Consider the following 24,737-nt stretch of genomic DNA (forward strand, 5'->3'; position numbering starts at 1 on the left):
CCCAATGACTACTCACCCCGGAAAGATCGCTGCTGTCACCGGAGCCGCGTCCGGAAACGGCCTTGCCATCGCAGAAAAGCTGCTCAAGGAGGGCGCCACCGTCGTGGCCCTCGACCGTGACGAGGCCGCGCTCGAGCGTCTGGTTGTCCAGCACCCGGAAATGGTGCCTGTTGTTATGGACGTCGCTGACGAAGCCTCGGTCCGCAGCGGCATCGCAGAGATCGACGCAAAATTCGGCCGGCTTGACACCCTCGTCAACAATGCAGGCATCGTTAAGGGCAGCAACTTCGATGACTTGGGCGTTGCGGAGTGGGATCAGGTCTTCGCTGTAAACTCCACCGGACCGTTCTTGGTCAGTCAGGCCGCCCGACGCCTGCTGGAGAAGGGTGCGGCGGCTCGGGGCGAGGATTCAACCAGCGCCATTGTGAACATCACCTCTGTCGAGGCCCACATTGTTATCGCCAGCAGCGGGCATCCTCAGGTGCACTACAACGCTTCCAAGGGTGCACTTCTTATGTTCACCAAGGCTTTGGCAATCGAAACCGCAGCGTCCAAGATCCGCGTCAACGCTGTCGCCCCCGGCTTCATTGAGACCCCGTTCACCAAGTCCGTGCTGGAAAATCAGGATGCTGTGAAGTTCCTCCTTGACCGTACGCCGCTCGGACGAATCGGCCGCCCATCCGACGTTGCCAATGCAGTCGCCTTCCTGGCCAGCGACGAGGCCAGTTGGGTGACCGGTACCACGATTCACGTCGACGGTGGTTGGCTGGTTTACTGACATGCGGGCGCCCCTCATTGCTATTTCCGCGGCCCGGCAGATCGTCGATACCGCCTTTGGCCCGATGCCTTCAACGGTCCAGAACATGGCCTACGCCAACGGCGTGCTTGCCGCGGGAGGCCGTCCTGCCATTCTTCCCTCAACGGCAACAATTCCGGAGGGCGCGCTTGAAGGGTTTGACGGGCTCATCCTCACCGGTGGCGGTGACATCAGCCCCCGGCTGTACGGCGAGGACCCGATCGACACGGTTTACGACGTGTGTGATATCAGAGACGATTTCGAGATCGAGCTTTATAACGAGGCCATGCTCCGTGGCATACCCGTCCTGGCGATCTGCCGGGGGATGCAGCTTGTCAACGTGATACGCGGCGGAAACCTCGTCCAGGAGGTGAGCCCGGACAGGGGGCACTGGCAGGACAACCCTTCACACGAACCCTGGCACAGGGTGCAACTGGAACCAGATTCCGAACTAGCCCGGATCGCCAAAGGTCTGAGCATCCCGGTGAACAGCTACCACCACCAGGGCTTGGGAAAGCTCGGAACCGGCCTTCGTGTCGTGGGACGGGAAGGCGACGTCATCGAGGCAATTGAAGCCGATGATGCCCGCCTCATCGGAGTCCAATGGCATCCCGAGCACATGGTCGACTATCACGAAGCCCAGAAGGCCCTCTTCGTTGATCTCGTCGAGAAGGCCGCAGCGTACGCACAGTCACAGCAACCACTTCAGGAGCAATTCTCATGAGCACAGAAACTGAGCGGGGACTCAGCCACAACAAGTCAGACTTTGACTTCCACGGACGGTCGCTCGACAACATATTCGACGAATACCAGGACATCCTAACCAACGGCCCTGTTGGACACAGCAACAAGTATGGAGGCTTTTGGTACGTCACCAAGAGCGAGGACATCTTCAATGCCGAGCAGGACCCAGACACTTTCGCCGTCGGACCCTCAATGATCCTACCCCCCTTCGGCACCGATGTCCCCCTGATCCCGATCGACATCGATCCGCCGGCCCACGCTGACTTCCGCAAGATCCTCCTGCCGATGTTCACTCCCATGAATGTTTCAAAGCTTGGACCCGGCATGCGTGAGACCGCCAGACAGCTATGCCATGAAGTCCTCGCGGCCGGCGACGTCGTTGATGTTTCGGCGAAGCTTGCCCGCCCGATGCCGACGATTATCTTCAGCCGGCTGGCCGGATATCCGGAGCAGGATTGGCCCATTTTCGACCGGTGGATTGACGAGATCATCTATGAGCGGACCGCGCATCCGGAAACGGCATATGCGGCCGGACGCGAGCTCAACGACTACTTCGACCGTCTTCTCGACGAACGTGAAGAGGCCGGACCGGAAGCAGAACCCAGCAATGACCTGATCACCCAGCTTCTGAAAGCGGAAGTGAAAGGCCGGAAGCTCACGCGTGAAGAGCTGCTGTCGTACTGCTACCTGCTCTTCCTGGCCGGGCTGGACACGACCGCCTGGGCGATCCGTTCCGCCCTTTGGTACCTTGCCGGCAACCCGCAGGCCCAGCAGCAGTTGCGTGAAAACCCGGACCTGATCCCCACAGCTGCTGAAGAATTCCTGCGGACGCTTTCCCCTGTCCAGGCCATGGCCCGGACCGCGAAGAAGGACACAGTTGTCCGGGGCCAGGAGATCAAGGCCGGTGAACGCGTCGTGCTCGTCTTCGGCGCGGGCAACCGAGACCCAGAGGTCTACGAAGAACCCAATGAAATCAAGATTGACCGTGAAGACAACCGCCACCTGGCCTTCGGCGGAGGGATCCACCGGTGCCTTGGCTCGAACCTTGGCCGCGCCGAAATGGTTATCGCCATGGAGGAATTCCTCAAGGCTGTCCCTCACTTTGAACGGGCGAATGACGACGAACCGTGGCACGGCGTCGGCCCGCTTACCCTCAAGATTGGAGCTTGATCACCATGGGAGAACTTTGGGTCGACGGAGGGCGTTGCCAAGGCCACGCCCGGTGCTGGGCTCTGGCACCCGAAACCTTTGAGATCGACGAGGAAGGCTACGCGCACGTCATTCCTGGCCGCGAAAACAGCGGCGATGAACCCAACGTCCGCAAGGCCATCCGGAACTGCCCCGAACGGGCAATCCTGGAACGGGAAACGAACGATGCCGGCGAGAAAGCGTCAGAGGTCTCGGCGTCGTGACACATATGCCAGAACGGGTTGTGGTCATTGGCGCTTCGGTTGCATCGGCGATGCTGATTGAACGCAGTCGCGAGCTGGGCTTTGCAGGCGAATTTATCGTCATTGATTCAGACCCGAACGCGCCCTACGACCGGCCCCCGCTGTCCAAGCAATTTCTTCTTGGCACCGGTCCCGTCGAACCGGCGGAGTGGTGGCCGGAGGCTACGCCGATCCTCAATGCAAAGGCGATCGGGCTGCTCACCGACAAGCGGACTGTCCTGACGGACAAGCTCGGAGAAGTAGCAGCTGACGCGGTCGTGATCTCCACAGGAGCCGGCTCAATCCGGCTGCCGAATGAGCCAGCGGGCGTTCTCAGCCTAAGAACCGCGCAGGACGCCCTGGCCCTGCGCAGCGCCGTGGATGCAGGAGCTGCCAGTGCGATCATCATCGGCGCCGGGACCATTGGTGCGGAACTGGCATCTACACTCGCCCAGCGTGGGCTTGTCGTCACGGTAGTGGACTTGGCTCCGCAACCAATGCAGCGCTTCTTTTCAGGACATCTAGGGGAGGAAGCGAAGGCATGGATGCACCAGGCCGGTGTTGTAACTCATTTTGGGGTTGCTGTGGAATCTATTCAGAAAACGGATCCTCACTGGACGGTACGGGTCAGCGGCCTGGACCTGCACGCCGACCTGGTTATCAGCGCTGTCGGCGCACGCCCGCATACCGAATGGCTGACCTACAGCGAACTGGACATTTCCAACGGAGTCCGTTGCACGGCGGACGGGAAAGCCCTGCTGACCAGCGGTGAAATCGCCGACGGCATCTTCGCTATCGGAGACGTTTCGGCCCGGCAGGCCGAGGACGGAACCTTTCGGCGGTTCGAGAGTTGGACCCAGGCCCAACGGCATGGGGCAGCCCTGGCTGAATACTTTGCCGGCTTCGACTCCACGGAACTGGAACAGGCTCCGTACGGGTGGACGGAGCAGTTCGGCCGAAAGGTACAGGTACACGGAATGCTTTCGGCGGCAGGCGAACTCGTTCAGGTATACGCTGCAGAGGAACGCAACGCCGCATTGTACCGGATTGGATCTACGGAGGAGGACGTGGCCTGGGTCGGCGTCAACGCACCAAGGCAGTTCAGCCGGGCCGCCATGGGCATGAGCCTTCTAAGCTGAAACTATGAAATCCCCTGCTGAGCCCGCGGCCTCGCAACCGAATGAGGTCTTGCCCGCTGACTATCGCCATAAACTCCAAATAGCAGAGCTTCGCGCAGATACGTTGTCCGAGCTCACGCAGCTTATGGCGGAAGGACCTGATTCACTCGCGCTTGCTCAAAGAGCAGTGGACTTGGTAGCCAGGGCAACAAACTCAGCAGGGGTTTTCGTCTACCTGTGGGATGAACAGGAACAAGTCCTTGTCATGCGCGCAGGCACCGCTGGAGTTCAAAGCCAGCAAGTGGGAAGAGTCACCCTTCGCCTCGGCGAAGGTGTAACTGGCTGGGTAGGGCTTACCAGACAGTCGGCTGTCCTTAACAAGAACATTCAGCAGGACCCGCGGTTCGTCAGCATCAGCGAACTGCAGGAAGAAGATTTCAATTCGATGCTGGTTGTCCCGATCGTGGCACCGACCGGAACCCTCCTTGGAGTGTTCAGCCTCTGGTCATATGAGGAGGAAGCCTTCACCTGGGAGTCAAAGCTGATTGCTGACGAGGTGGGAGTGCTGCTTGCCAGCGGCCTGCTGCAGGCTGAGACTGTTGATGACTTGCGGCGCCAATCCGCAGCAGCGCATTTCCTTGTCGATTTCCCGATCAACTCCGCCACTTCCGTCCTGCAGTGCGCCCAAGTGGCCTCCCAAGCGATTCTTAAGCACATGAGCTCCGACGGGTGCGTCATCGAATACTTCGGGCGTGGTCCAGCCACGTCGCCGCCCACCGCCGTTGCAATGGACAAGGGCGAGCGAAGCGGAATCACGGTTCGAACCACTCACTCACGAACGGCAACGTCCGAGTTCATTGAATCCAACTTCGCCGGACACGAGCGGATATCTGTCTCCTTTGGCCTGACGAGCACCCGGGGCATCGTCACGTGCTATCGTCCACGCCGCTATTCGGCCAGAGAGCTCGATCGGCTGAGCGCCATTTGCTCTCAGCTGGCCGCCCTTTTTGAAGCAGTGGAACTGGAGTCCGTCGGTTCATCCCATGCTTCACGCTTGCTCCGAAGCGTCGGCACGAGCACATTCGCCCGCATTCTGGAGGAGTCAGGCTGGTCCAAGGGCCGCACTCTGCCGGTCTTGGTGCGAGTGAAACGGCTGAAATTCGACTCTGATGCGGTGTCCAGGCGCATCGCACCCTATCTTCAGGAGCTGGCCGGCCCCCGATCCCTCGTCTTTACGGAAGGACCCCTTAGCCTGCTCTTTATCGATACCGCCTTCGGCTCCGGAGAGGAGATTAAGGCGAAGCTGGAGACAACTCTTTCTGACCTCGACGAACACCGTGGAGTCTCAGCTTACGCCGGAGTGGGTCCACTGGCGCGCGACGTCGCCTCTCTGCAGCCAGCGCTTTCGGACGCCGAAACCGCATTGGCGTGGACAGAACTGGTCGGCAGGAGGGCCGGGAGAAGAGTCACCTCGTTCAGTGATATAGAACATCTGCAGGAACTGCCGCTCGTAGGGGAGGGGATGTCTGAAGAAATTAAGGGCGTGCTCGCTGAACTGAGGTCCATTGTGCAGTACGACGCGGAAAATGGAACGCAGCTGGCCGAAACAGTTGCGATGCTTCTATCCAACAAAGGATCCATTGCCGACACGGTCTCGAAGCTGCACATTCACCGCAACACGCTCCGGCAACGCCTCCAGCGTGTGGAGCAGCTCATCGGGCATTCCTTTGAGGAAGCAGGAGACTGGCTGCCTACAGGCATTGCTGCCCGCCTGGCAATACGCGAAAGCGGCAAGTAATAAGCTTCCTGCAGCACATAGAGAGCTAAATCCAGGTCTGCAGTACGTCCTACGGCTAAGAGCAGAACTGCTCCATCGTAGTCAGCGGTCAGTGTCCGCAGGAACGCAAACGCCTAGCACCTTGAGCTGCTCCAGCGGTAGTCCGAAGCACGCCCACAGGGTTATGTCATGTCCCGTTCTACTTCAACAAGGGAATTCGAGAATGAAGCCGCACACAAAGTCATCCGGAGGAACCGGCAGCATAGAGGTCTTGGTCATTCAGCCAGATCCACACTGTCCCCTTGACCGTTTCGCTTCGTGGTTAAGCGACGAGGGAATAACCGCAAGAGTTGTCCAGCCCTTTAATCACGACACTATCCCCCACAAAATCGAAGAGGACGCTTTGGTGGTTCTGGGTGGAGACATGAGCTCCCTGGATGACCACGTCTACAGTTGGCTTGCAGATATTCGAAACCTCATTGTCGACGCTTCCGGCAACAGGAAGCCGACATTAGGCATCTGCCTTGGAGCTCAGCTGATGGCACAGGCATTCGGTGGAACCGTCACCCGGGGAGACCAGGGCCTTGAGGCAGGGGTAGTTCGGGTCGATTGGCAAGCCGCCGCAGCCAAGGATCAGCTCGTGGGCGGGTTACCGCGCCCCTTCCTCGCCGGGTCCATGCACGGCGACGTGATCGCCCAACTTCCGCCCTCAGCGGTCTGGCTTGGCATGAGCGATCAGTATCCACACCAAGTCTTTCGCATGGGTGACATGTCGTGGGGCGTCCAATTTCACCCAGAACTTTCGCCCGATAGCTACCGTCAGTGGTTGACCCTGGTAGACGATAACGATCCCCTGGCCCTCCAGCGAGCGGGCCAAGGGATGAGCGAACTCGAGCAACAGGACGAGACGGTGACAGCCCACACAGAAGCACTGGCACGACGCTTCTCTGGGCTTGTGCGCGCCACTACTGGAGTGGCTGCAGGCTAAATCCCAGGGCCCGCAGGCAAAGCTGCGGGCCCAGCAAGACCCACTACAGCAATTCAGCCGTGGCAGACCAGCGAGTTCTTCCGGTGTGCCCGATCAGCGGATTGGGGTGAGAGCAGGAGCTCTCGTTGTCAGCGGCGCCAACGTCTCGTCAACTTGTATAGCTGTCAGCAAAGACTGCTGTCCCTGGAGCAGGCAGACTGAGCTCGGCGACCCTCACGGTCTCGTCTCCCTGCCCGATTGAAAGGTATGCAGTGTCCCCTTCAACCTCGAAGCTCCGCTGTCATCGGCTCGCGATTGGACACATTCATGGTCCGAACGACTGCAACAGTGGCTTCTCCGTAACCAACATTGTGGTGGCTTGCAGCCGCGGCTTGGGCCTATCTTGGACCAGTCGCACATTGATTCGTGCCCGTGGGCCCAGTCAGCCTACGGGCAGGGCAGGAATATGTCGTTGGCGGTCCGTGGCACTCAGATGCACCGGGGGAGTCGAGATCCGGGGCAACGAAAGGTCGTTCCAGGCGTTCTTCCCGGGACGGCTTCACGGTACTTTCACGAGCGATGGTGCTCGCATGGTCAGTGGTGCCAGGATTTCTCCGGCAGAGTAGCTGTCTGCGAAAACAGCCGCACCTGAGCCCGTCAGTGTGACCTGGATATTCGCCCAAGTGCTGACGCCGTCTTCCACCGACACCGCCGGCAGATCGAGATTGGCGAGGCGCACGGTCTCGTTTCCTTGTTGGATGGACAGGTATGCCCCGTCGGGCCCTACTTCAATCTTCGGGTGGCTAATTGAGACCGACATAAGCCCATGATGGGCGAGGAAGCGGGCCTCTCCACCGAACTGGAGCACAAAGTTGCCTCCGTGAGACTCATCCAGGGATCCGAAGGGGAAATAGAACTGTCGGGTATTGGTCACGGCGGCACCCTCGCGCAGGAGTACGCGTCCATCGTGCATGGACTGCACGTACCGGACAAAGCTGTCTTTCACCGCCCAGGCCATGCCGAGATCTGCTCTTTCAACAGTAAGTTCGGACATCAGGGTTCCTTCGTCGTTGCCAGGTTGCACACCGCCGGTGGCGCTCCCGCCCCGACACGCCAGGAATGGGAGTGGCTTACCGACTCTTCATATTCGACCATTGTCGTGCCGACTCAGATGAACGACATGTACCTCGGGCACAGCATTCGCATCGGCCATGTGCCTTGTGCCCATCCCTAAGGAAAGGCGGACCCTGGAACCCACTCGTCGTTGAGGTCCAGAGCCTGCTGAAGGGACGCGGCCGGGGCCACGGTCACCTGGCGTTCGAACACCCGATAGGCGCGGGGCGCCGATAATTCCACCAGTCACAGGTCCTGAATCAAATTGCCCTGTTCAGCCGTTCAGGCGCGATGCACTCGTAGACGAGTCCGGGAGGAATCTGGTGGCAGAGCTCCAGCGTGAAGGACCAGGGGCCGTGCCAGGTGACAAGAACACCTGAGGGTTCACCAGGGCCTCTTTGGGAACGCAGTCGGGTAATGGCCCATGACAATTCATCATCATCATGAGGCCGTTCCCAATGCTGTAGGCCTTCAGACGCACCGGCCCTCATGGTGCAGCCGCATTTTGGACGCCGGCGCTAGGGCTGGGCTTATCGGTTTCCCACCTGTAGTCGATCCACACGTTGAAACCGTCTGCTCGTTGAAACAGGCGGCGCTGCTCGGCGCCGTCACCGCTGAGCCACAGGATCTGATCATCATCGGTAACTGCGTCGACAACTCCGCGGCGGATCTCATCATCCTGAAGTTTAACGATGACCAGCTGGCCAATCAGCGGCTGCCACTTTGGCTGCAGGTGAAATGCCATTCGATGCTGTGTCCTTCCTATGGAGCGGGCTATGTCTGCCTTCTATCCGGCAGGCACAGCCGATGTCCTAAACCGTTACGAGGTCCTGCCAGTCGGCGAGGTCATGCCCGTGGGCATCGCTGACAGACTTGTGGGTGACCTTGCCTGCCGCCACGTTTAGACCGCCGGCGAGAGCGGGGAGCCGGTCGAAAGCGCCCTTGACTCCGTGGTTGGCCAGAGCCACCGCGTAGCGGAGCGTGACGTTGGTCAGCGCGTACGTGGAGGTGTTCGGAACGGCGCCCGGCATGTTCGCGACGCAGTAGAAGATCGTGTTGTGGACCTTGTACGTGGGTTCCTGGTGCGTGGTGGGGTGCGTGTCCTCGAAGCAGCCGCCCTGGTCCACGGCGATGTCCACCAGCACGGAGCCGGGCTTCATGCGGGCCACCAGCTCGTTGGTGACCAGTTTGGGGGCCTTCGCTCCCGGGATCAGGACGGAGCCGATCACCAGGTCGGCGTCCACCACTGACTTTTCGATCTCGTACTTGTTCGAGGCAACCGTCTTCAGGCGGCCCTGGTACTGGGCGTCGAGTTCGCGGAGCCGGTTGATGTTGATGTCCAGGATGGTCACGTCGGCGCCTAGGCCCAGGGCCATGGCCGCGGCGTTGGTGCCGGCGACGCCTGCACCAAGGACCACGACTTTGGCGGGGCGGACGCCCGGAACGCCGCCCAGCAGCACGCCCTTGCCGCCGGCCGGCGCCATGAGCGAGGTCGCACCCACTTGGACGGACAGCCGGCCCGCCACCTCGGACATCGGCGCGAGCAGCGGCAGGGATCGGCCTTCCTGGACGGTCTCGTAGGCGATGGCTGTAACACCGGAGTCGACAAGCGCCTGTGTCAGTGCGGGTTCCGCCGCGAGGTGAAGGTAGGTGAAGAGAAGTAGGCCCTCGCGGAAGTGACGGTATTCAGATGCCACTGGCTCCTTTACCTTCATCACCATGTCGGCCCGCACCCAGGCCTCGTCTGCAGTCTGAACCAGCTCGGCTCCGGCGAGTGCATACTCGTGATCACTGATGCCGGAACCAAGGCCAGCGCCGGTTTCTACCAGCACCTCGTGGCCGTTTGCCCTAAATTCATGCACGCCCGCGGCCGTGATGGCCACGCGGAACTCGTTGTTCTTGATTTCCTTGGGTACGGAGATGATCATGACTCATGCTTTCTGAGGGGATTGATACTTGTGGGCAAAAGAATGACAGAAAATGCGGAAACTCGAGCTTTTCTCGCAGTATCTGCGGGATAATGGGGGGAACTGGTCAATCCCTGCATTGTGAGGAGCGTTACAAGGTGTCGGACTCGCAGAAACTGCAACAAGTGACTCTGGACGAAGTCGACCAGAAGCTTCTGGGCCTGCTGTCCAATAATTCAAGGCGCACCAATCAGTCGTTATCGGAAGCCCTCGGGCTTGCGCCGACAACCTGTCTTGCCCGCCTCAAGGCCCTCAAAGAGTCGGGCGTGATCAAGAGGTTCACCGTGGAAGTCGCCCCCGAAGCGATGGGCCTGCCCCTCCAAGCCTTGGTTAGCGTGAGGCTTAGGCCTGGCGCCCGGCATCTGATGAACGCCTTCGGAAACGAGCTGCGGGATCTGCCCGAAATCAAACAATTCTTCGTACTTGGAGGTGCAGACGATTTCTTGATCCACATCACGGCCAGGAACACCGAACACATCCGTCAATTCGTACTGGATCATCTGTCATCGAATCCGGCCGTCGCAGGCACCCAGACCAACCTCGTGTTTGAACATGGTCACGGAACCGCCCTCGGACTTTAGATGGCCTAAGACAAACTGCCGTCGAAGCCCGAGCCGGGAAGGATAACCACCGGAGCGCTCATTGGTGCTCTTCGCTCCTCCCGATCAACGTGGCCGTTATCGTCGGGTTTCGTGCTCAAGACATCTGCGGCAGGCGTGAGTCAGCGAAACAGGATGAGCACTGAGCAGTTCCGGTCCATGTCCTGCACTAGTGAGGGACACCGCCAACTGCTCCAATGGAATTACGAGACGCGAAAGTGGCGCTCACCAGGGAAAGGAAACCGAAAGTGTCATCCTCAGATGCACGTAACCCCGACTTTCAGAAAATCTTCGAAAGCCTGCCGAACCAATACATCATCGTCACCCCCGACAGAAAGATTGTCGCTGCCACTGACTCGTTCCTTGCATCTACGGGAAAGAGCCGTGAGGGAATCATCGGCATGGACATCCTTGACGCCTTTCCGGACAACCCGGACAACCCTGATGCCAAGGGGACAGAGATTCTGCGCAGCTCCATCGAGCGTGTTGTCGAGACCGGAAAAATCGACATTCTTCCGCCTGTTCGCTATGACATCGAGAACGCAGACGGGATTTTCGAGCCCCGGTGGTTCCAGCCCCTGAACGCTCCGGCTTTCGACGGTGAGGGCAAGCTCGTCTACGTCCTGCACGGGGCGGAAGACATTACGGCTCAAATGATAAGCAAAAGCTGAACCTCCCGGAATCAGCCGTCACCGACCCGATAAGGACCCAAATCATGGACGACGTAAAAGTGACCCTCATTGGAGGACCCACCCTGCTCCTTGAGATCGCCGGCTACCGGATGATCACTGACCCCACCTTCGATTCTCCGCAGGTTTACCATCACCCAATCGCCGGGCCTGTTACCAAGAAGCTCGGTCCGAGCGCCACCCCCGAGGAGCTTGGTCAAGTTGACCTTGCTCTCGCATCCCACGAGCACATCGACAATCTGGACGTGGCCGGCCGGGGTTTTCTGACGATGATGCCGCTTGCCCTCACCACGAAGGAGGCTGCGGAGAGCTTCGGCCCCAACGTCCGAGGGATCAGCGACTACGACGTTCATACCGTTGCGCTTCCCGATGGAAGGCGGATGAAGATCACGGCAGTGCCAGCGCATCATGGCCCGGAGGGCGTGTGGGACGCGCTCGGTCCTGTTATTGGCTTCGTCCTCGAAGCAGAGGGCATGCCCACGATATATATCAGCGGCGACAACTCCGAGCTCGATATCGTGCGTGAAATCGCCGATCGTTTTCCAGCTATTGATATCGCTGTACTCTTCGTCGGTGGCGCCAAATTCGATGTGATCGCGGATGGGGCGTACATCACCCTCAGCAATGATCGAGCCCTGGAAGCGGCCAAGATCATGGGAGTCAAGAAGGTCGTTCCAGTGCACGAGGACTCGTGGGAACATTTCAGCCAAAATGCTGACCAGATCAGCAAGCTTTTTGCGGACGCTGGGCTGAGCGACCTCATCATCGCCTTAAAGCCGGGGGAGTCTGCCGACATCCGACTCTAGCAATCGGACCGCAGAATCGAAGGTTGGACGGTTTGCTGTCAACCTTCGATTCTGCGTTTAAAGGCAGACCCAGTGAAGGCCGGCGACGGACAACGCGGCATCAACGTATGTGCGCGGCGCACATACAACCGCCCATCGAGTCGGGAAGAATGGCGGCAGCACAACTCACAAATCGCTTGGAGCTCAGGGACGATGACCATTGCAGAGCACTTCACCCGAGAACACGACGAGCTGGCAAACGCAACAGGGCGCATGAGTGCCGACTATTGGTCCATATCGCAAGGGCTGCGGCTGGTGGGCGACCGCTGGTCCCTATTGATCGTACGTGAACTGCTCGGCGGTGAAATGGGGTTCAATGATATGTCCCGCGCGCTGCCTGACATCTCAAGAACGCTGCTCTCCCAGCGGCTGAAGCGGCTGGTCCAACTGGAGCTTGTCATTCGCAACGATGAAGCCGGCCCCCGCGGCTCACGCCGCTATAGACTGACGCCCAGCGGCTATGGGCTGCGGCAAACCTTGGAGTCGCTCGGTCTCTGGGCAAGTCAATGGCAAGCGCCCTTTGAGAATGACCTGCGGGCAGGGCTTGGCAACCTTCTCGAACACATGGGCCGCAGCCTCGTGACAGATTCCCTGCCTCGGAAGTCGATTGTCCTCGCTTTCGAGTTCGACAACGTCAGGGGAGCACCCTTTCAAGGTTTGATCTGCAGAGAAAACAACAAGACAACCTCGAGTATCGGACGGTCAGAACGTATCCCTGATCTTCAGATCCATGTCGCACCCCGGGTCCTCTACGATCTCTGGTGGGGTCTTCGCCGCTGTGAGGATGCAAGGAAGCTGGGCTCCATCGGATTTGTTGGCCCTGAGGAGTGGGCTGCGGCCTTCTCCGGTTGGTTCGCTCCTCGAGCAGCTTCCTAGTGCTCCATGCCCTTGAACAATCCAGATGCCTCTGCGGACTGCCGGCCCGCGCCTTTTCCCGCTTTCTTCGCCGTTATTTCCGGTGCACAGGTTCCCCTCTTTTCCTGATGCAACTGAGGGACACCAAACAAGGACTGCATCCCTTAGCAAGGGGAGAGTAGGGTCAATTAAACACAGGCGCCGTCGCCCCGGAATGTCCAGCAGACCGCGTTCGTGCCGGTGCTGCTTTCTTGGAGGAACCAGTATGGCTGGATGGAATGCTGACACGGCTGCCGGCCCAGTGGGGGCAGGGACCATTACCCTGGTAGAGGAAACGTCGTTCTGCATTTCCTTGCCCAATGGGGACATCCATCCTGAGCACCCGCATGGCTTGTTCGTCCAGGACACCCGCTTCCTGTCCCGCTGGAACCTGACAGTCAACAGTCACCCGCTTGAGTCCTTGGCTGCCGAGACACGTGAGCCGTTCCGGGCCCTGTTTGCAGGTCGTGTTCCCCGCTCTGACGGGTATGCTGACAGCCCGCTGATCGTAGAGCGGCTGCGGGAAGTCGGGTCCGGTATCCAAGAGCAACTTACCGTTCGCAATTACTCGACAAAGCCCGTGGAATGCGCGATTTCCCTCGAGGTTGAAGCTGATTTCGCGGACCTTTTCGAAGTGAAGGAAGCCCGTATCCAGCGTACATGGGACACAACCCGCTACGTCGACCGGGACCAGCTAACCATTGCCGGTGTCTGGCGAGGCATGCGAAAGCGGGTGATCATTCAGGCGCCAGGAGCAGAGGTGAAGCCGGACGCAGTCACCTATCTGGTATCTGTCCCGCCGCACGGTCACTGGAGCGCGGTTATCAGTGCCACGGCTGAGGTCGAAGGCTCCAGCCGGAGCGCCGCACTTGTCCACCCTAACGGGGAGGAGGTGTCCCCTAGTGACCGGCGCCGTAAGGACTGGGTTGCCAGGATTCCGGTCGTCCGCATGGGTAATCGATCCATCGAGCGGACTTTACGGCGGAGCTACGATGACTTGGGTGCCCTCAGGATCGAGGACCCGAATCATCCCGAACGTGTTGTGGTGGCTGCTGGCGCTCCATGGTTCATGACGCTCTTTGGCCGGGATTCCTTGTGGGCATCGGAAATGGCGCTGCCGGTGGATCCCTCACTGGCCCTGGGGACGCTGCAGACGCTGGCGGATCGGCAAGGAAGCGTGGTGGACCCGCTGACGGAGGAGGAGCCCGGCAAGATCCTGCATGAAGTAAGGCTTAGCGTCAATGCCGGTTTGGCCCTTGGAGGCAAATCGGCCTACTACGGAAGCGTCGACGCGACGCCGCTGTTTGTGGATGTGCTCGGAGCCGTCAGCCGGTGGGGATTCGGGGCAGATATCATCGCTAATTTGCTGCCTCACGCGGACCGCGCCCTGGAATGGATAAGTCATTACGGGGACAAGGATGGCGACGGTTTCGTGGAGTATGAACGTCTCAACGACCAAGGCCTGATAAACCAGGGGTGGAAGGACTCCTGGGACGGAATCAATTTTGCCGATGGAACGCTTGCTGAGCCCCCAATCGCGCTCTGCGAGGTTCAGGCCTACGTCTATGCGGCGTACACAGCCCGCGCCTGGATGGCATACGACGCGGGGGACACCGTGCGGGGAGATGAACTCGCCGATCGGGCGGCGGAGCTGAAGCGGAGATTCAACGAGCAGTTCTGGATGCCGGATCGGGGCTACTATGCAATCGCCCTCGACGGCAGGAAACGCCAGGTGGACGCGTGTGCTTCCAACATGGGCCACTGTCTGGTCTACGGCCTCGTTGACGACGACAAGGCTCCCCAGGTTGCTGAGCGGCTTATGTCTCCGGAGATGTTCAGCGGCTGGGGTGTAAGGACCTTGGCCAGCAACATGGGTGCATACAACCCGGCCAGCTATCACAACGGTTCGGTATGGCCCCACGACAATGCAATCATCGCTGCCGGTCTGTTGCGATATGGCTTCGTGGCGGAAGCACAGCGCGTTACCACCGCGATATTGGAAGCCGCCGAATTCACGGGCGGGCGCTTGCCCGAGCTCTTCTGTGGCTTCAGCCGTGATCAGTTCGCCGAACCCGTACCTTATCCAACGGCATGTTCGCCCCAGGCTTGGGCAGCAACGGCCCCGATCCTCCTGCTGACAAACCTGATGCGGTACGACGTTCATGTCTCCCGGCGGGGACTCTGGATGGATCCTGTGATCCCCGAAGCCTACGGGGATCTGCACATCACCAACGCACCTGTTGGCGGCGCCCGGATCACGATCGACATCGACAAGTCTGGCGCATCTATTCAGGGCCTGCCCGAATGGATGGAATTCCGACGCGGACATCGGCCATGGATTACGGAACTGATAGAACAAGCAGACCGCCGGCGACGGGAGTAGGCAGCTTGGCTGCCGTCAACACCCACGACGTCATAGCTGTGCTGCCTATAGGATGCGGGTGGCTTCCCGGGCTGCCGACGGGTGCCGGCTGAGGCTTCACAACGCCCGCGGGTCCGCGGATTCGGCTGCCACAGTCCTTCCGGAGCATGCCATGGATGGAGCGGCAGACGGGCCGTGGATCTTCCTTGGCTTAGGAACGAAACCATAGGCACTTAGATGATGCTTTTCCGGCCGACTCACGAGGAAGGGGTTCGGCCCCAGACGGATGCAGTTCGGTGTCTGCCGCCTAACACGCCTCCCGTTAGGCGCTGCGACTTGCCTAACGGGAGGCGTGCCGATGATGAGCGTTATCTCCTGCGGTCACCGTGCCAGGCGATCACATCATGCCTGGTGGCCCGTCTCAGTGCTCGGGCCAATAGTCGTAGACGTCACTGGTCCCGCGCATGAATTCGATAAAGACGCAGTCCTCGTCCCCGACCGTCCATGCTTCATGATCCGGGGGCAGCATCATAAGGTCTCCGGCAGAGAATTCCTCTTCGGATCCGGTACGCTGGCGCACCCCTAAACTGCCTTCCAGTATGTAGGCTACGTGCGGCATCGGACACATATCCGTGTCGAGAACGCCGGTCTTGACCGCGTCCTCCGTTACTGATGCCCCCACCGGAAAACGGACGAGAAGGGCGCTGGCCCCGTCAAGAGTCACCATCCTCTTCGTGATCCGACCGATAGTAATGAGTTCGTACTTGTCGTCGTCGACAAAATTGGCCTTCTGCATGCGCGCGAGGTTTGCAGCCATAGTTCTTCCTCTACTCCTTGTCGTGTGAGGCGTCGGCGGGGACGCCTTGCTTCAATTCAGCGTCCGCTCGGTGGACAGGACAAGTACGAAAGCTGTACCACCCCCCATGCTGAGCACACTGTTCCGCGCTTTTTCCTTTTAGAGCGGGATATCCGACGACGTCCTCAGGTCCGAATAGTTAGGGCCAAAGCGAGCGAGATAATCCCTGCAACCACGGTCGAGGCGCCGAGAGCGGTCGGAAGGCGACCTCCGCGGCCCGGGCAGGTGGCTCTGCGCACGTTGGAACCTCAGATCGTCCGCTGCAGTTGACGCTAATACACCACAAAACACCTCGAGCCTCTCAGACGTGGACGGGAGGTCCTCGACCGTCTCGTCCAGGCCGAGACGGCGGCGGTCGCGCTGCTGGTTCACCAAGACCAAGCACAGGTTCCGCCCTTTGTAGTCGCCGCGCTGGCCAGGGCGATGCCTTCCTTCTGGCGTTCCCTGACATGAATATAAGGTGCCCACGGCTGTGTGGGTCCCGGGCGGAGCGACGTGACCTTGCTGGGTTGCGGGAGTGGGACGCGCCAGCCTGGTGCCTTTTTCTGCATGTCAATGGCTGTTCATGGGGCTGTTGGGTTACGGCGTAACGTCGGGCCTCTTCGGCCTTCTTCTTGAGCGGCTTGACTCAAGCGCGGCTGTGCTGGTGGTCAGAAAGGGAACTGCCTGGCTTGCGCGAATGCGGGATGGCGTGGCGTACGTAGTGTCTACCATGGCTGCGCCATGTTCAAGACAGCTGCCAGCAAGACGCATCCCGCGATCAGGGTTGTGAGGCTGAGGGTGATGATCAGCCGGCCGCTGGCGACCTGTCCCGGCAGCCCATCTGTGCTGGTGAGGAGTCGGTTGTGCAGGAGGTACCGGCTCCGTACGAGCACCAGAAGAGTCAGAGCTTCGATTACCCCGGCCAGGCCAAGGAGCATGGACCACGGGCCAAGTACCGGGGGCAGGACCTTGATCGCTGCGAGAGACCCTGCAAGTAGGGAGAGGCACGTCCGCTGCCAGGCCAGTCCGGTCCGCTCCGGCTGCAGGCCGGGGTCGAACAGGCTGCTCATCTCAGCAGGATCCCGAGCAGGATCAACACCGCGATCACCGCCAACAACACAACCAGCGGGAGGGCGAGGGGCGCTGAGGGCAACGGCGTGTTGACGCGGAGGGCGCGTTCGGTTCTTTTCCATCCGTCCCAGGCCTGGAGGGCGGCGAGGATGCCTGCGAGTATAAGCAGTACGGAGGCTGTGAGCTTGTAGGCGGGGTGAAGGCCGAGTCCGAGTGCTTCAAGGGCCACCCCGCTGGCGAGCAGTGCCAGTACGGTGCGGATCCAGGCCAGGAACGTTCGCTCGTTTGCGAGGCTGAAGCGGGCATCCGGTTCCTGGCCGTGGGTGAAAACCGATTGCGGAAATCTCCGCCGCGTTTCAGCCATCGGCGTCCTCCTGATGGGGGTCATTCACGAGGAAAGCACTGTTCGAGTGGTGGGTCCAATCGTCGATTCGTACCCTGACGCCGGTCCGGGGGGCCCGGATTGCGTAGGGGCCGCCGAAGTAGTGCATTGTCATGGCGTCGATGATTGCAAGGTTCTCGTCGCCAAAGAACTCGACGGCGATTCCTTGGATGGTGAGCGCCTCGGTCCAGTTGTTCCGTTGAAGGACTGTTAGGGACATCCTCGGGTCGTGGCGGAGGTGTTGAAGTCGGCCGCCCCGGGAATTTCCTGACGCGATGCTAAGCAGGAGGTGTTCCGGATCCTCGGCCAGGTACACGATCTGTACGCTCACAGGATGGCCGTCTGAATTGACGGTGGCCATCACAGCGGGGTTTGGCTGCGAAACGATGTCGAAAAGGTGTGGGGGAAGGGCGGGCATGCTAGGGCCTTTCAGGGCGTGGATGGAGGGCGCGAAAGCACAGCGCGGGGCAGCGCGAGAGTGGGGGCAAACGGGATCCGCTGGAAGACTCAGTGGCTTTGAAGCGTGCCCTTAGGCGGTACCCCATACGGTGTGGAGCTGATGCAGGTAGACGCGCAGTTCCGCAACCATTGACATGCTGTGTGGTTCGGCTACCCATTGCTGTTGCAGGCCGTCGAGGACGGCGATGGTGTTGCGCACGATGGCGTCCACGGGGGCGTCGGGAATGACCTCCCCGTTTTCCTTCCCGTGTTCCAGGGCGCGTGTGAGCCATGCCCGGACACTGCTGTAGTGGTCCAGCATCCATCTGTTGGCGGGATGGCTGGCTTCGGTGGCCTCAGCGGAGATGCGGACGAAAAGACCGATCCACTCAGGGCGGGTGGAGTTACGGGCTACGAGTGCCACGAGGGAGTCGAAAGCAGCCCAGCCCAGCGGTGGTTCGCCTTCGCCGAAGAGGAACTCGCTGTCTTCCTTCTCCCGTTGTTCCAGGACCGCGGTAAGCAGGGCAGTCTTGTTCGGGAAGTGGTGAAGGAGCCCGGATTGGGACAGCCCTGTCCGGAGCGCGACTTCGGCTATGGACGTTTTGTTGTAGCCGCTGGTGGAGAAGAGTTCGATCGCGGCCTGAATGGCTTTGGACCGGGCGACGTCGCCCGCCTTTTCGGGACGGGTCCGCTCGCGTTCGATACGGAAGCCGGGAGGGTAAGACACGCGTTAGGACTCCTGTCCGTTTTCGAGCGGAAGCGTGATTCGGAGGTCACCAAGGCCACGAGCAACCGCAATGGAACCACCGGTTAGCGGACGCCATCGTTGGTCTGCGACGTCCCAGCTCCGTTGGGTTCTGGCATCGCACTTGACTCGAACAGTACCGTCCGTCCCGGGATCCAGGGAAACTTGCGCCCAGCCGATAAGGCGCACCGGTTCCTCGCCTTCGGCGGGAATACGGTAAATCTGGACGGTTTCCCTGCCAGCGCGCGATCCCGTGTTCGACAGTTTCACGGCCACTTCCGTAACTGTCGGCCCTTCCTGTTCTGTAACCTCCGCTGAAGCGTATTCCCACGTGGTGTAGCCCAGGCCATGCCCAAACCAGAACAGGGGCTCTCTGCCGGAGTTGTACCAGCCCCGATAGCCAACCTTCGTTCCTTCGGTGTAGACGAGGCGCCCGTCGGTTGGGATGATGTCCCAGGCCGGCCCTTCGCCGTCGTGTGCGGGGAACGTGGTGACCAGGCGCCCGGATGGTTCGATTTCACCGATGAGGGCCGCGGCGACGGCGTCGCCGGCCTCCTGTCCCGGGAGCCCGGCGAAGAGGACGGCTTCTACGTCATCGATCCAGGGCATCAGGATGGGGGTCGCCGCATTAATGACGACGACTGTACGGCGGGCGACGGCGGCAACTGCAGCGACGAGGGCGTCCTGTTCCCCAGGCAATGCGAGGGTCTTCTTATCCTGTCCCTCGGTTTCCTGCTCCTGGGTGTTGCCGACCACGACTATTGCCGTGTCAGCGCAGGCCGCGGCTTCCACGGCGTCCCGTATCGCGGCTGCCGCTGGACGGGGCGCGGCAGTCACCACGAGGCCGATGATGCGCATTTCGAAGTGGGGCGCCGTGGTAGCAGTAAGGCGCGCCCGGTTTTCGACGGTGACCACGGACGAGTGGCTCTTGGGCCTGTGGAGGCCGCCGCCGGGACCATCATGCGGTGTAATCGTGAAGTTCTCCCGATGGCCGGGCGCGGTCACGGTCCATTCCCCGGGCCCGATGACTCCCAGCCGCATCCTGGCCGGTTCGTTCAGCGATAAATCTGCGGACAGTTCGATACGGGCCGCGCCAGCGAGCCAACCGTCCTCAGCGACTTCGAGCTCGGCTACGTCAAGGTGCCGCGACTCGATGACTTCCCCGTGCTCATCCAGGGCACGCACCCGCATGCCGGGCGTGCCGGTCTCGGGGTCCCGGACGTAAGCGGGCGAAGCGGCAAGCATCCGCGTCCTGGTTTCAACGCCGTCCACAAGCCTGACACCGTCAGGCCAAAGTGCGGAGCTGATGCCATCGGCGATGCTGACGACATGCGGCGGGCGCACACGGGCAGAACCGCCGCCTTGTGCCACGGTATCGGTGGCATGGCGGCCGATCAAGGCCACGGACCCAACGCCTTTGGACAGCGGAAGCGTGGCATTTACGTTTTTGAGTACGGCCATGCCCTGTGCTGCGATGCGCCTCAACTGTTCCCGGCGCGCATCACTGTCGGGACGGGCAATGCTGGTCTGCCACTTGCGACCACCGAGGGCGCCGACGCGGTCAGCGAGCCTGAGGAGGCGCCGTGCATGATCATCGATGGTCTCCTCGGAAACAGCACCGGAGCGTACGGCCTTCTCCAGTGAAGTGTTCCATACGGTGTCTGGTCCGGGCATGACAAGGTCGAGCCCGGCGTTAGCACTTTCGGCGGCGCTCTTTGTGGCAAACCAGTCCGACATGACGAGTCCGTCAAAGTCCCACTCCCGCTTGAGGATCTGGTTGATGAGTTCGTCGTGCTCTGTTGCCGTGACGCCGTTGATGCTGTTGTAGGAGGCCATGACGGTCCACGGGTGTGCGTCTTGGTCCACGATTTCAAAGGGCAGCAGGTACAGCTCGCGCAGCGCCCGCTCATCGACCACGCAGTCGACAGTTGTGCGCTGCGTCTCGGACTCGTTGGCGAGGAAGTGCTTGGGTGAGGCTGCTATCCCTCGGGCCTGAAGTGAGCGGACGTAGGCGGCGGCGAGGACGCCGGTGATGTAGGGATCTTCACTGAAACACTCGAAAAGGCGTCCGCCCAGCGGACTGCGGTGCAGATTAATGGTGGGGCCCAGAACGATATGGGTTTCCTGGTCCATTGCCTCCTCGGCGAGGAGGGCACCCACCTCTTCAAGTACCTGGGTACTCCATGTCTGGGCAATCAGTGTGGCGTTGGGCAGAAGGCAACTTTCACGGCCCCCCACAACTTCTTCGCCGCGGACACCGGTTGGGCCGTCCGACATGACGATCTCCTCGAGTCCGACCGACGCATCGGCCCAGAGGCTGAACATTTTAGCTCCGGAGAGCAGCCGGATCTTGGCGGGCAGGCTCAAGGAACGCAGCGCATACTCTGCAGCCTCTTCCGCGGCGGGAGGCAGAGGAGTGGGTAGCGCGACGTCATAGGGGTCGGTCGTATTGACGCCCATTGGAAGACTCCTTCGTCGTCGAACTGCGGGGGCAAGTGGCCCACGTCTTGTGTGGTGAATCACAACAACTATAGCATTCACCGACCGAGTGCACGGTCCGTTTACGACAGACCGTGTACTCGGTCTGTTTTTTGATGTATTGTGGTTTTTATCACACCCCCGGACCTGTTCTTGGTCTGGACCGCCTCCAATAGAAAGCAATGAGACCCATGGTTGTGTCTGATTCTGCTGCAGGACCTGAAGCTTCCAAGGCTTTGTCCGCTGCCCCGGTTCCCGTTGAAAAGGCAAAAGCAACCGTCATCGCGACGATGGTGCTAGCCCGGCTGGGACTGATGATCGCCCTTTTTATGCCAATCGTGGCCGGAATGACGCTTAAGGTGCAGACCTTGGTCGCCGCGCCTGAAGTTGCTTCCACGCTAGGCGTCGTTATCTCAATGGGCGCCTTCGCCGCACTCCTCTTCGACCCAATTTTCGGCCGTCTCAGCGACCGCACTATAGGTCGATTCGGCCGTCGCCGCCCCTGGCTGGTCGCCGGCGCAGTGGGGCTCCTGGTCTGCCTGACCGTCATTGCGCTGGCCCCGAATGTCGTCGTTCTGGGCATCGGTTGGTTCTTCGCACAGGCCCTGGGCAATGCTGCGGTCGCAGCACATACGGCCACCCTGGCGGACCAGGTACCTCAATGGCAGCGTGGCAAAGTCAGCGGCATGATCGGCATCGCCTCGCAAGCCGCCTCCTTGGGGGCAGCCTACTCAGCAAGTCTTTTCGGGCAGAACATGCTGCTGCTGTTCCTGGTTCCAGGGGCCCTCGCTCTGGTCCTGGTTCTCGTCTTTGCATTCGTGCTACCGGACCGGCCGATCGAGCGCCGCCCTGCATCTGAAGGCGGCTTGCGTACCGCATTGAAGACATTTTGGGTGAACCCCCGCCAAAACCCGGACTTCGCGTTTGCCTGGATCTCGCGCTTTCTCGTTGTCCTGGCAATGTTCATGTTCGTCACGTTCCGGCTTCTGTACCTGCAGCAGGACCTGGGCCTTTCCAAACAAGACGCGGCGGGCGCCCTGGCAACCGGTGTCCTTATCTACACCCTGGCTCTTGTAACAGCAGGCCAAATCGCCGGATGGATCTCCGACAAGCTCGGGCGTCGAAAAGTCTTTATCTGGATCTCAGCTGTCATTTTCGGCATCGGCACATGGATGCTCACCCTGGCAAACTCAACCACGGGGTTCTACTGGGCTGAACTCGTCATCGGCATCGGCTTCGGCATCTACATCGCTGTTGACCTCGCCCTCGTCATCGATGTCCTCCCCAACCCCGAAGACACAGCAAAGGACCTCGGCGTCTTCAACATCGCCATGACAGGTCCCCAAACCCTCGCACCAGCTGTATCAGCTGCGCTCGTGACAATGGCCGGAGGCAGTTACGACCTCCTCCTGGCCGTGGCGGCAGGCGTTGCACTGCTAGGGGCATTGACGATCCTTCCCGTAAAAAAGGTGCGCTGACCCGTTTCTCCCCGCAAAAAAGTACCGCTGCCCCAGCCCGTCCACCGTTCTCAGTATGGGGACGGTGGACGCAGCTTTTAGCTGTGGATCACCAGTCCCCGCGGCCCTATGAGTGCAGGATGCCACCTTGCCCCTGGTGTTCCAGAAGTCAACGCAGGGCGAGCATCAGGACTGTTGGCAGGGTGGCGACGCAGGATGGTCTGCACGCACGTGGTGGATGCCATGACGCGGGTGTCGCCGCCCATACGTCTGGCCAAAACATACGCGGAAGGCGCTGTTGGAACTGCTGCGATCAACAGGATGCCAGTGGGTATTGCCTCGGTGCTCCCGAGGGGAATGGCGATCGCAGCGGCGCTGACTGGCATTACGAGAAGTTTGAGCGTGGTAGCCAGTCCGATATCGAACCCGACCGGCCAGACATAGTGGGAAGCGGCAGCGATCAGCGGGCCGTTTCCAATGAGGACGCTGCGAAAAAGGTTGCACAGGACCTGGCCGTGGAATTGAGCTCCCCGACGACGACGTCGTCTTCCTGGTTGGGCTCCAGTCCGGTGCACGGTATGGCATCTTTCCGGACTTCCACTTCAAGCATTTTCTGCGGGCTACCGGGGAGATCGCGGCGCTTGGTCGCCGGTACTTCGTCCCGGGCCGCACTGAAGTGATGGACGCCGAACAGGTGCGCCAAGCAATGGACTATGTGAAGGACTCCCGGGACGCTTGCCAACGCTGCGTCGCCGGCGGACAGGTTGCCCACTGGCTACTCGAACCAATGAGCGAGTACCTGCACAGCGAACTGTCCTCGAAGTGGTCCCACCTCGAGGGCTACGATCCGGTGACCGTCGGGCTGGGCGGCCTCAGAGTGGTCTGCCACTACTACATGGGCGGGTGGTGGCTCGATGACACCGACCATTACGAACTGCTCTACGACCATCTGACCGTGCGAACCTTCCGGGAGCGCCGGGACCAGGCTCCGTCGCTCGGGAATCGCGCTGACCGCTCGGCGCGAAAGTGAGCACGTCAAGGCGGGCGATACCTTCGCAGTCATCGGCTGAGCGCAGGAGGTCAGGCGGGCACGCCGAAAGCCCGTGCAGGATTCTTAACCAGGATCCGTTCCACGTTATCTTCCGCGACCCCCATCGCCCGCAGGGTGGGCACGAAACTCTGAACCATGAATCAGCATTTCTGTCGCTGCGGTATGCGCCAGGGAATGCCTTGCGTGCTTCACGAGCTGATCGTGGAGCTCCACGACAGCCTGAGAATGTCAATCTGATTTGAGCCCAGGTTGGCGGTAAATCGCAGTCTTGTCTGGAACCATGTGATGGCGGCCGGAGTCGCTTACGAGGAACGGTTGAAACGCCGCCGTCGGGGCTTTGCGTGCTGTCGGGCAGCGTTTCGACTATGAACGTCGTATAGCCAATGATGTATCTGGACCGGGGCCAGATGCTTGGCGAATCAAAGGACTTAGTGGGCGCTGGTTCGGTGTCATCATGACAGTGGCAGCGGTGCCCGCAATTGTCAGCAGTTTTGTTGCCGGCGTTATCAGGGTACGGGCCGCAGGAGCAGCGGCGCTGAGATAGGGCTCGGCTGCGCAACCGGAGCTACACTTGGGGGCGTTTCTACGTGACACCCGTAGGGTCGAGGTGTCACACGGTCGGATACGGCCTTGGGGTGACACGACTGCAAAGGGGAAGCAATAGTGACTGACCTGAAGCTAACACTCATCATCGTCGTCATAATAATTTCCGCGGCAGTCGTCGGGGCCGTCCTGGGGCAGCTTTTCCCGCGGTCGGGAGTGCTATATGTGGTTCCCATAGGAATCGGTGTTGGCATATCCATTCGCTTATTCGCACGGCATCTGGCGCGCAAACGGGAGAACTAGACCGCGTGATCTGGGCCCCCTCTAGCAGTAAGCCTGATCGCTCCCACAGGGCCCGGACAGCTAGTCCGTCCGTGACCCGGACGGCACGCCTGGTTGCCGCCCTCGGGCTGGCCCGGTGACGGGGTGCTGG

Annotated in this window: 25 protein-coding genes; 14 read left to right on the forward strand and 11 right to left on the reverse strand. The window is 60.6% G+C overall.

The features are described 5' to 3' along the window. The first annotated feature begins 4 nt into the window (after nt 1-4). From QRN45_RS00300 to QRN45_RS00330, 7 genes are all read left to right on the forward strand, one after another. A complete protein-coding gene (locus tag QRN45_RS00300; protein ID WP_284762081.1) occupies nt 5-778 on the forward strand; it encodes an SDR family NAD(P)-dependent oxidoreductase in 774 nt (257 codons plus the stop codon). Between the two features lies 1 nt (nt 779). After that, a complete protein-coding gene (locus QRN45_RS00305) occupies nt 780-1,520 on the forward strand; it encodes a gamma-glutamyl-gamma-aminobutyrate hydrolase family protein (RefSeq protein WP_284762082.1) in 741 nt (246 codons plus the stop codon). Then, on the forward strand, nt 1,517-2,710 hold the full coding sequence (locus QRN45_RS00310; protein ID WP_284750892.1) for a cytochrome P450: 1,194 nt from the start codon (nt 1,517-1,519) through the stop codon (nt 2,708-2,710). Before QRN45_RS00305 ends, QRN45_RS00310 begins: the two co-directional genes overlap by 4 nt. A 5-nt stretch (nt 2,711-2,715) precedes the next feature. Continuing rightward, nucleotides 2,716-2,952, forward strand: coding sequence for a ferredoxin (locus QRN45_RS00315; protein ID WP_284750893.1), 237 nt, complete (start codon nt 2,716-2,718; stop codon nt 2,950-2,952). Between the two features lie 5 nt (nt 2,953-2,957). Continuing rightward, nucleotides 2,958-4,109, forward strand: a complete 1,152-nt coding sequence (locus tag QRN45_RS00320; protein ID WP_284762126.1) for an NAD(P)/FAD-dependent oxidoreductase — start codon at nt 2,958-2,960, stop codon at nt 4,107-4,109. 4 nt (nt 4,110-4,113) lie between these two features. Then, nucleotides 4,114-5,886 (forward strand): helix-turn-helix domain-containing protein, encoded by a 1,773-nt coding sequence (locus tag QRN45_RS00325; protein ID WP_284762083.1) that lies wholly within the window; start codon nt 4,114-4,116, stop codon nt 5,884-5,886. Nucleotides 5,887-6,088: 202 nt separating this feature from the next. After that, entirely contained in the window at nt 6,089-6,853 is a 765-nt protein-coding gene (locus QRN45_RS00330) for a type 1 glutamine amidotransferase (protein WP_284762084.1), read from the forward strand. A 538-nt stretch (nt 6,854-7,391) separates the two neighbouring features. On the opposite strand, the gene QRN45_RS00335 is transcribed toward QRN45_RS00330, so the two are convergent. From QRN45_RS00335 to ald, 3 genes are all read right to left on the reverse strand, one after another. Further along, nucleotides 7,392-7,886, reverse strand: coding sequence for an HtaA domain-containing protein (locus tag QRN45_RS00335; RefSeq protein ID WP_284762085.1), 495 nt, complete (start codon nt 7,884-7,886; stop codon nt 7,392-7,394). A 546-nt stretch (nt 7,887-8,432) separates the two neighbouring features. After that, on the reverse strand, nt 8,433-8,690 hold the full coding sequence (locus QRN45_RS00340; RefSeq protein WP_284762086.1) for a hypothetical protein: 258 nt from the start codon (nt 8,688-8,690) through the stop codon (nt 8,433-8,435). A gap of 67 nt (nt 8,691-8,757) precedes the next feature. Next, nucleotides 8,758-9,873, reverse strand: coding sequence for an alanine dehydrogenase (gene ald / locus QRN45_RS00345; protein ID WP_284762088.1), 1,116 nt, complete (start codon nt 9,871-9,873; stop codon nt 8,758-8,760). Between the two features lie 137 nt (nt 9,874-10,010). On the opposite strand from ald, the gene QRN45_RS00350 reads away from it, so the two are divergent. From QRN45_RS00350 to QRN45_RS00370, 5 genes are all read left to right on the forward strand, one after another. After that, complete coding sequence (locus QRN45_RS00350) at nt 10,011-10,493, forward strand: Lrp/AsnC family transcriptional regulator (RefSeq protein WP_284762089.1); 483 nt, start codon at nt 10,011-10,013, stop codon at nt 10,491-10,493. Nucleotides 10,494-10,708: 215 nt separating this feature from the next. Further along, complete coding sequence (locus QRN45_RS00355) at nt 10,709-11,182, forward strand: PAS domain S-box protein (RefSeq protein ID WP_284762090.1); 474 nt, start codon at nt 10,709-10,711, stop codon at nt 11,180-11,182. A 44-nt stretch (nt 11,183-11,226) separates the two neighbouring features. Then, the gene (locus QRN45_RS00360; RefSeq protein WP_284762091.1) at nt 11,227-12,006 is read left to right on the forward strand and encodes an MBL fold metallo-hydrolase; all 780 of its coding nucleotides are present in this window, start codon (nt 11,227-11,229) and stop codon (nt 12,004-12,006) included. A 192-nt stretch (nt 12,007-12,198) separates the two neighbouring features. Then, on the forward strand, nt 12,199-12,921 hold the full coding sequence (locus tag QRN45_RS00365; protein WP_284750902.1) for a winged helix-turn-helix transcriptional regulator: 723 nt from the start codon (nt 12,199-12,201) through the stop codon (nt 12,919-12,921). A gap of 244 nt (nt 12,922-13,165) precedes the next feature. After that, nucleotides 13,166-15,322, forward strand: a complete 2,157-nt coding sequence (locus tag QRN45_RS00370) for an amylo-alpha-1,6-glucosidase (RefSeq protein WP_284762092.1) — start codon at nt 13,166-13,168, stop codon at nt 15,320-15,322. A 400-nt stretch (nt 15,323-15,722) separates the two neighbouring features. Here the strand turns inward: QRN45_RS00370 and QRN45_RS00375 are convergent, their stop codons facing one another. From QRN45_RS00375 to QRN45_RS00400, 6 genes are all read right to left on the reverse strand, one after another. Continuing rightward, nucleotides 15,723-16,118 carry a cupin domain-containing protein gene (locus tag QRN45_RS00375; RefSeq protein ID WP_284750904.1) on the reverse strand — a complete coding sequence of 132 codons (396 nt, stop codon included), beginning with the start codon at nt 16,116-16,118 and terminating at the stop codon, nt 15,723-15,725. A 746-nt stretch (nt 16,119-16,864) separates the two neighbouring features. Further along, a complete protein-coding gene (locus tag QRN45_RS00380) occupies nt 16,865-17,209 on the reverse strand; it encodes a DUF202 domain-containing protein (protein ID WP_284762093.1) in 345 nt (114 codons plus the stop codon). Then, a complete protein-coding gene (locus tag QRN45_RS00385) occupies nt 17,206-17,574 on the reverse strand; it encodes a YidH family protein (protein ID WP_284762094.1) in 369 nt (122 codons plus the stop codon). The genes QRN45_RS00380 and QRN45_RS00385 overlap by 4 nt, the downstream gene beginning before the upstream one ends. Beyond that, a complete protein-coding gene (locus QRN45_RS00390) occupies nt 17,567-18,010 on the reverse strand; it encodes a pyridoxamine 5'-phosphate oxidase family protein (protein WP_284762095.1) in 444 nt (147 codons plus the stop codon). The genes QRN45_RS00385 and QRN45_RS00390 overlap by 8 nt, the downstream gene beginning before the upstream one ends. Before the next feature lie 111 nt (nt 18,011-18,121). Then, nucleotides 18,122-18,757: a TetR/AcrR family transcriptional regulator gene (locus QRN45_RS00395; RefSeq protein ID WP_284762096.1), complete on the reverse strand. Its 636-nt coding sequence runs from the start codon at nt 18,755-18,757 to the stop codon at nt 18,122-18,124. 3 nt (nt 18,758-18,760) lie between these two features. Continuing rightward, a complete protein-coding gene (locus tag QRN45_RS00400) occupies nt 18,761-21,235 on the reverse strand; it encodes a glycoside hydrolase family 3 protein (RefSeq protein ID WP_284762097.1) in 2,475 nt (824 codons plus the stop codon). Nucleotides 21,236-21,444: 209 nt separating this feature from the next. On the opposite strand from QRN45_RS00400, the gene QRN45_RS00405 reads away from it, so the two are divergent. Next, complete coding sequence (locus QRN45_RS00405) at nt 21,445-22,731, forward strand: MFS transporter (RefSeq protein WP_284762098.1); 1,287 nt, start codon at nt 21,445-21,447, stop codon at nt 22,729-22,731. Nucleotides 22,732-22,808: 77 nt separating this feature from the next. On the opposite strand, the gene QRN45_RS20870 is transcribed toward QRN45_RS00405, so the two are convergent. Both QRN45_RS20870 and QRN45_RS00410 read right to left on the reverse strand, forming a co-directional pair. Then, entirely contained in the window at nt 22,809-23,216 is a 408-nt protein-coding gene (locus QRN45_RS20870; RefSeq protein WP_350309748.1) for an AEC family transporter, read from the reverse strand. Beyond that, nucleotides 23,171-23,320: a hypothetical protein gene (locus QRN45_RS00410; protein WP_284762099.1), complete on the reverse strand. Its 150-nt coding sequence runs from the start codon at nt 23,318-23,320 to the stop codon at nt 23,171-23,173. The genes QRN45_RS20870 and QRN45_RS00410 overlap by 46 nt, the downstream gene beginning before the upstream one ends. 69 nt (nt 23,321-23,389) lie before the next feature. Here QRN45_RS00410 and QRN45_RS00415 point away from each other — a divergent pair, with 69 nt between their 5' ends. Further along, complete coding sequence (locus QRN45_RS00415) at nt 23,390-23,740, forward strand: hypothetical protein (RefSeq protein WP_284762100.1); 351 nt, start codon at nt 23,390-23,392, stop codon at nt 23,738-23,740. Nucleotides 23,741-24,737 lie beyond the last annotated feature (997 nt).

The organism is Arthrobacter sp. efr-133-R2A-63 (assembly GCF_030209795.1).
Classification (GTDB): Bacteria; Actinomycetota; Actinomycetes; order Actinomycetales; family Micrococcaceae; genus Arthrobacter; species Arthrobacter bambusae_A.

Coding starts and splice junctions, on each gene's coding strand:
- QRN45_RS00405 (WP_284762098.1), top strand. CDS start 21,445: ATGGTTGTGTCTGATTCTGCTGCAGGACCTGAAGCTTCCAAGGCTTTG.
- QRN45_RS00365 (WP_284750902.1), top strand. CDS start 12,199: ATGACCATTGCAGAGCACTTCACCCGAGAACACGACGAGCTGGCAAAC.
- QRN45_RS00415 (WP_284762100.1), top strand. CDS start 23,390: ATGGACGCCGAACAGGTGCGCCAAGCAATGGACTATGTGAAGGACTCC.
- QRN45_RS00300 (WP_284762081.1), top strand. CDS start 5: ATGACTACTCACCCCGGAAAGATCGCTGCTGTCACCGGAGCCGCGTCC.
- QRN45_RS00315 (WP_284750893.1), top strand. CDS start 2,716: ATGGGAGAACTTTGGGTCGACGGAGGGCGTTGCCAAGGCCACGCCCGG.
- QRN45_RS00325 (WP_284762083.1), top strand. CDS start 4,114: ATGAAATCCCCTGCTGAGCCCGCGGCCTCGCAACCGAATGAGGTCTTG.
- QRN45_RS00385 (WP_284762094.1), bottom strand. CDS start 17,574: ATGGCTGAAACGCGGCGGAGATTTCCGCAATCGGTTTTCACCCACGGC.
- QRN45_RS00310 (WP_284750892.1), top strand. CDS start 1,517: ATGAGCACAGAAACTGAGCGGGGACTCAGCCACAACAAGTCAGACTTT.
- QRN45_RS00330 (WP_284762084.1), top strand. CDS start 6,089: ATGAAGCCGCACACAAAGTCATCCGGAGGAACCGGCAGCATAGAGGTC.
- QRN45_RS00335 (WP_284762085.1), bottom strand. CDS start 7,886: ATGTCCGAACTTACTGTTGAAAGAGCAGATCTCGGCATGGCCTGGGCG.
- QRN45_RS00375 (WP_284750904.1), bottom strand. CDS start 16,118: ATGGCTGCAAACCTCGCGCGCATGCAGAAGGCCAATTTTGTCGACGAC.
- QRN45_RS00380 (WP_284762093.1), bottom strand. CDS start 17,209: ATGAGCAGCCTGTTCGACCCCGGCCTGCAGCCGGAGCGGACCGGACTG.
- QRN45_RS00390 (WP_284762095.1), bottom strand. CDS start 18,010: ATGCCCGCCCTTCCCCCACACCTTTTCGACATCGTTTCGCAGCCAAAC.
- QRN45_RS00400 (WP_284762097.1), bottom strand. CDS start 21,235: ATGGGCGTCAATACGACCGACCCCTATGACGTCGCGCTACCCACTCCT.
- QRN45_RS00320 (WP_284762126.1), top strand. CDS start 2,958: ATGCCAGAACGGGTTGTGGTCATTGGCGCTTCGGTTGCATCGGCGATG.
- QRN45_RS00360 (WP_284762091.1), top strand. CDS start 11,227: ATGGACGACGTAAAAGTGACCCTCATTGGAGGACCCACCCTGCTCCTT.
- QRN45_RS00305 (WP_284762082.1), top strand. CDS start 780: ATGCGGGCGCCCCTCATTGCTATTTCCGCGGCCCGGCAGATCGTCGAT.
- QRN45_RS00355 (WP_284762090.1), top strand. CDS start 10,709: ATGGAATTACGAGACGCGAAAGTGGCGCTCACCAGGGAAAGGAAACCG.
- QRN45_RS00410 (WP_284762099.1), bottom strand. CDS start 23,320: ATGCTTGAAGTGGAAGTCCGGAAAGATGCCATACCGTGCACCGGACTG.
- QRN45_RS00340 (WP_284762086.1), bottom strand. CDS start 8,690: ATGGCATTTCACCTGCAGCCAAAGTGGCAGCCGCTGATTGGCCAGCTG.
- QRN45_RS00370 (WP_284762092.1), top strand. CDS start 13,166: ATGGCTGGATGGAATGCTGACACGGCTGCCGGCCCAGTGGGGGCAGGG.
- ald (WP_284762088.1), bottom strand. CDS start 9,873: ATGATCATCTCCGTACCCAAGGAAATCAAGAACAACGAGTTCCGCGTG.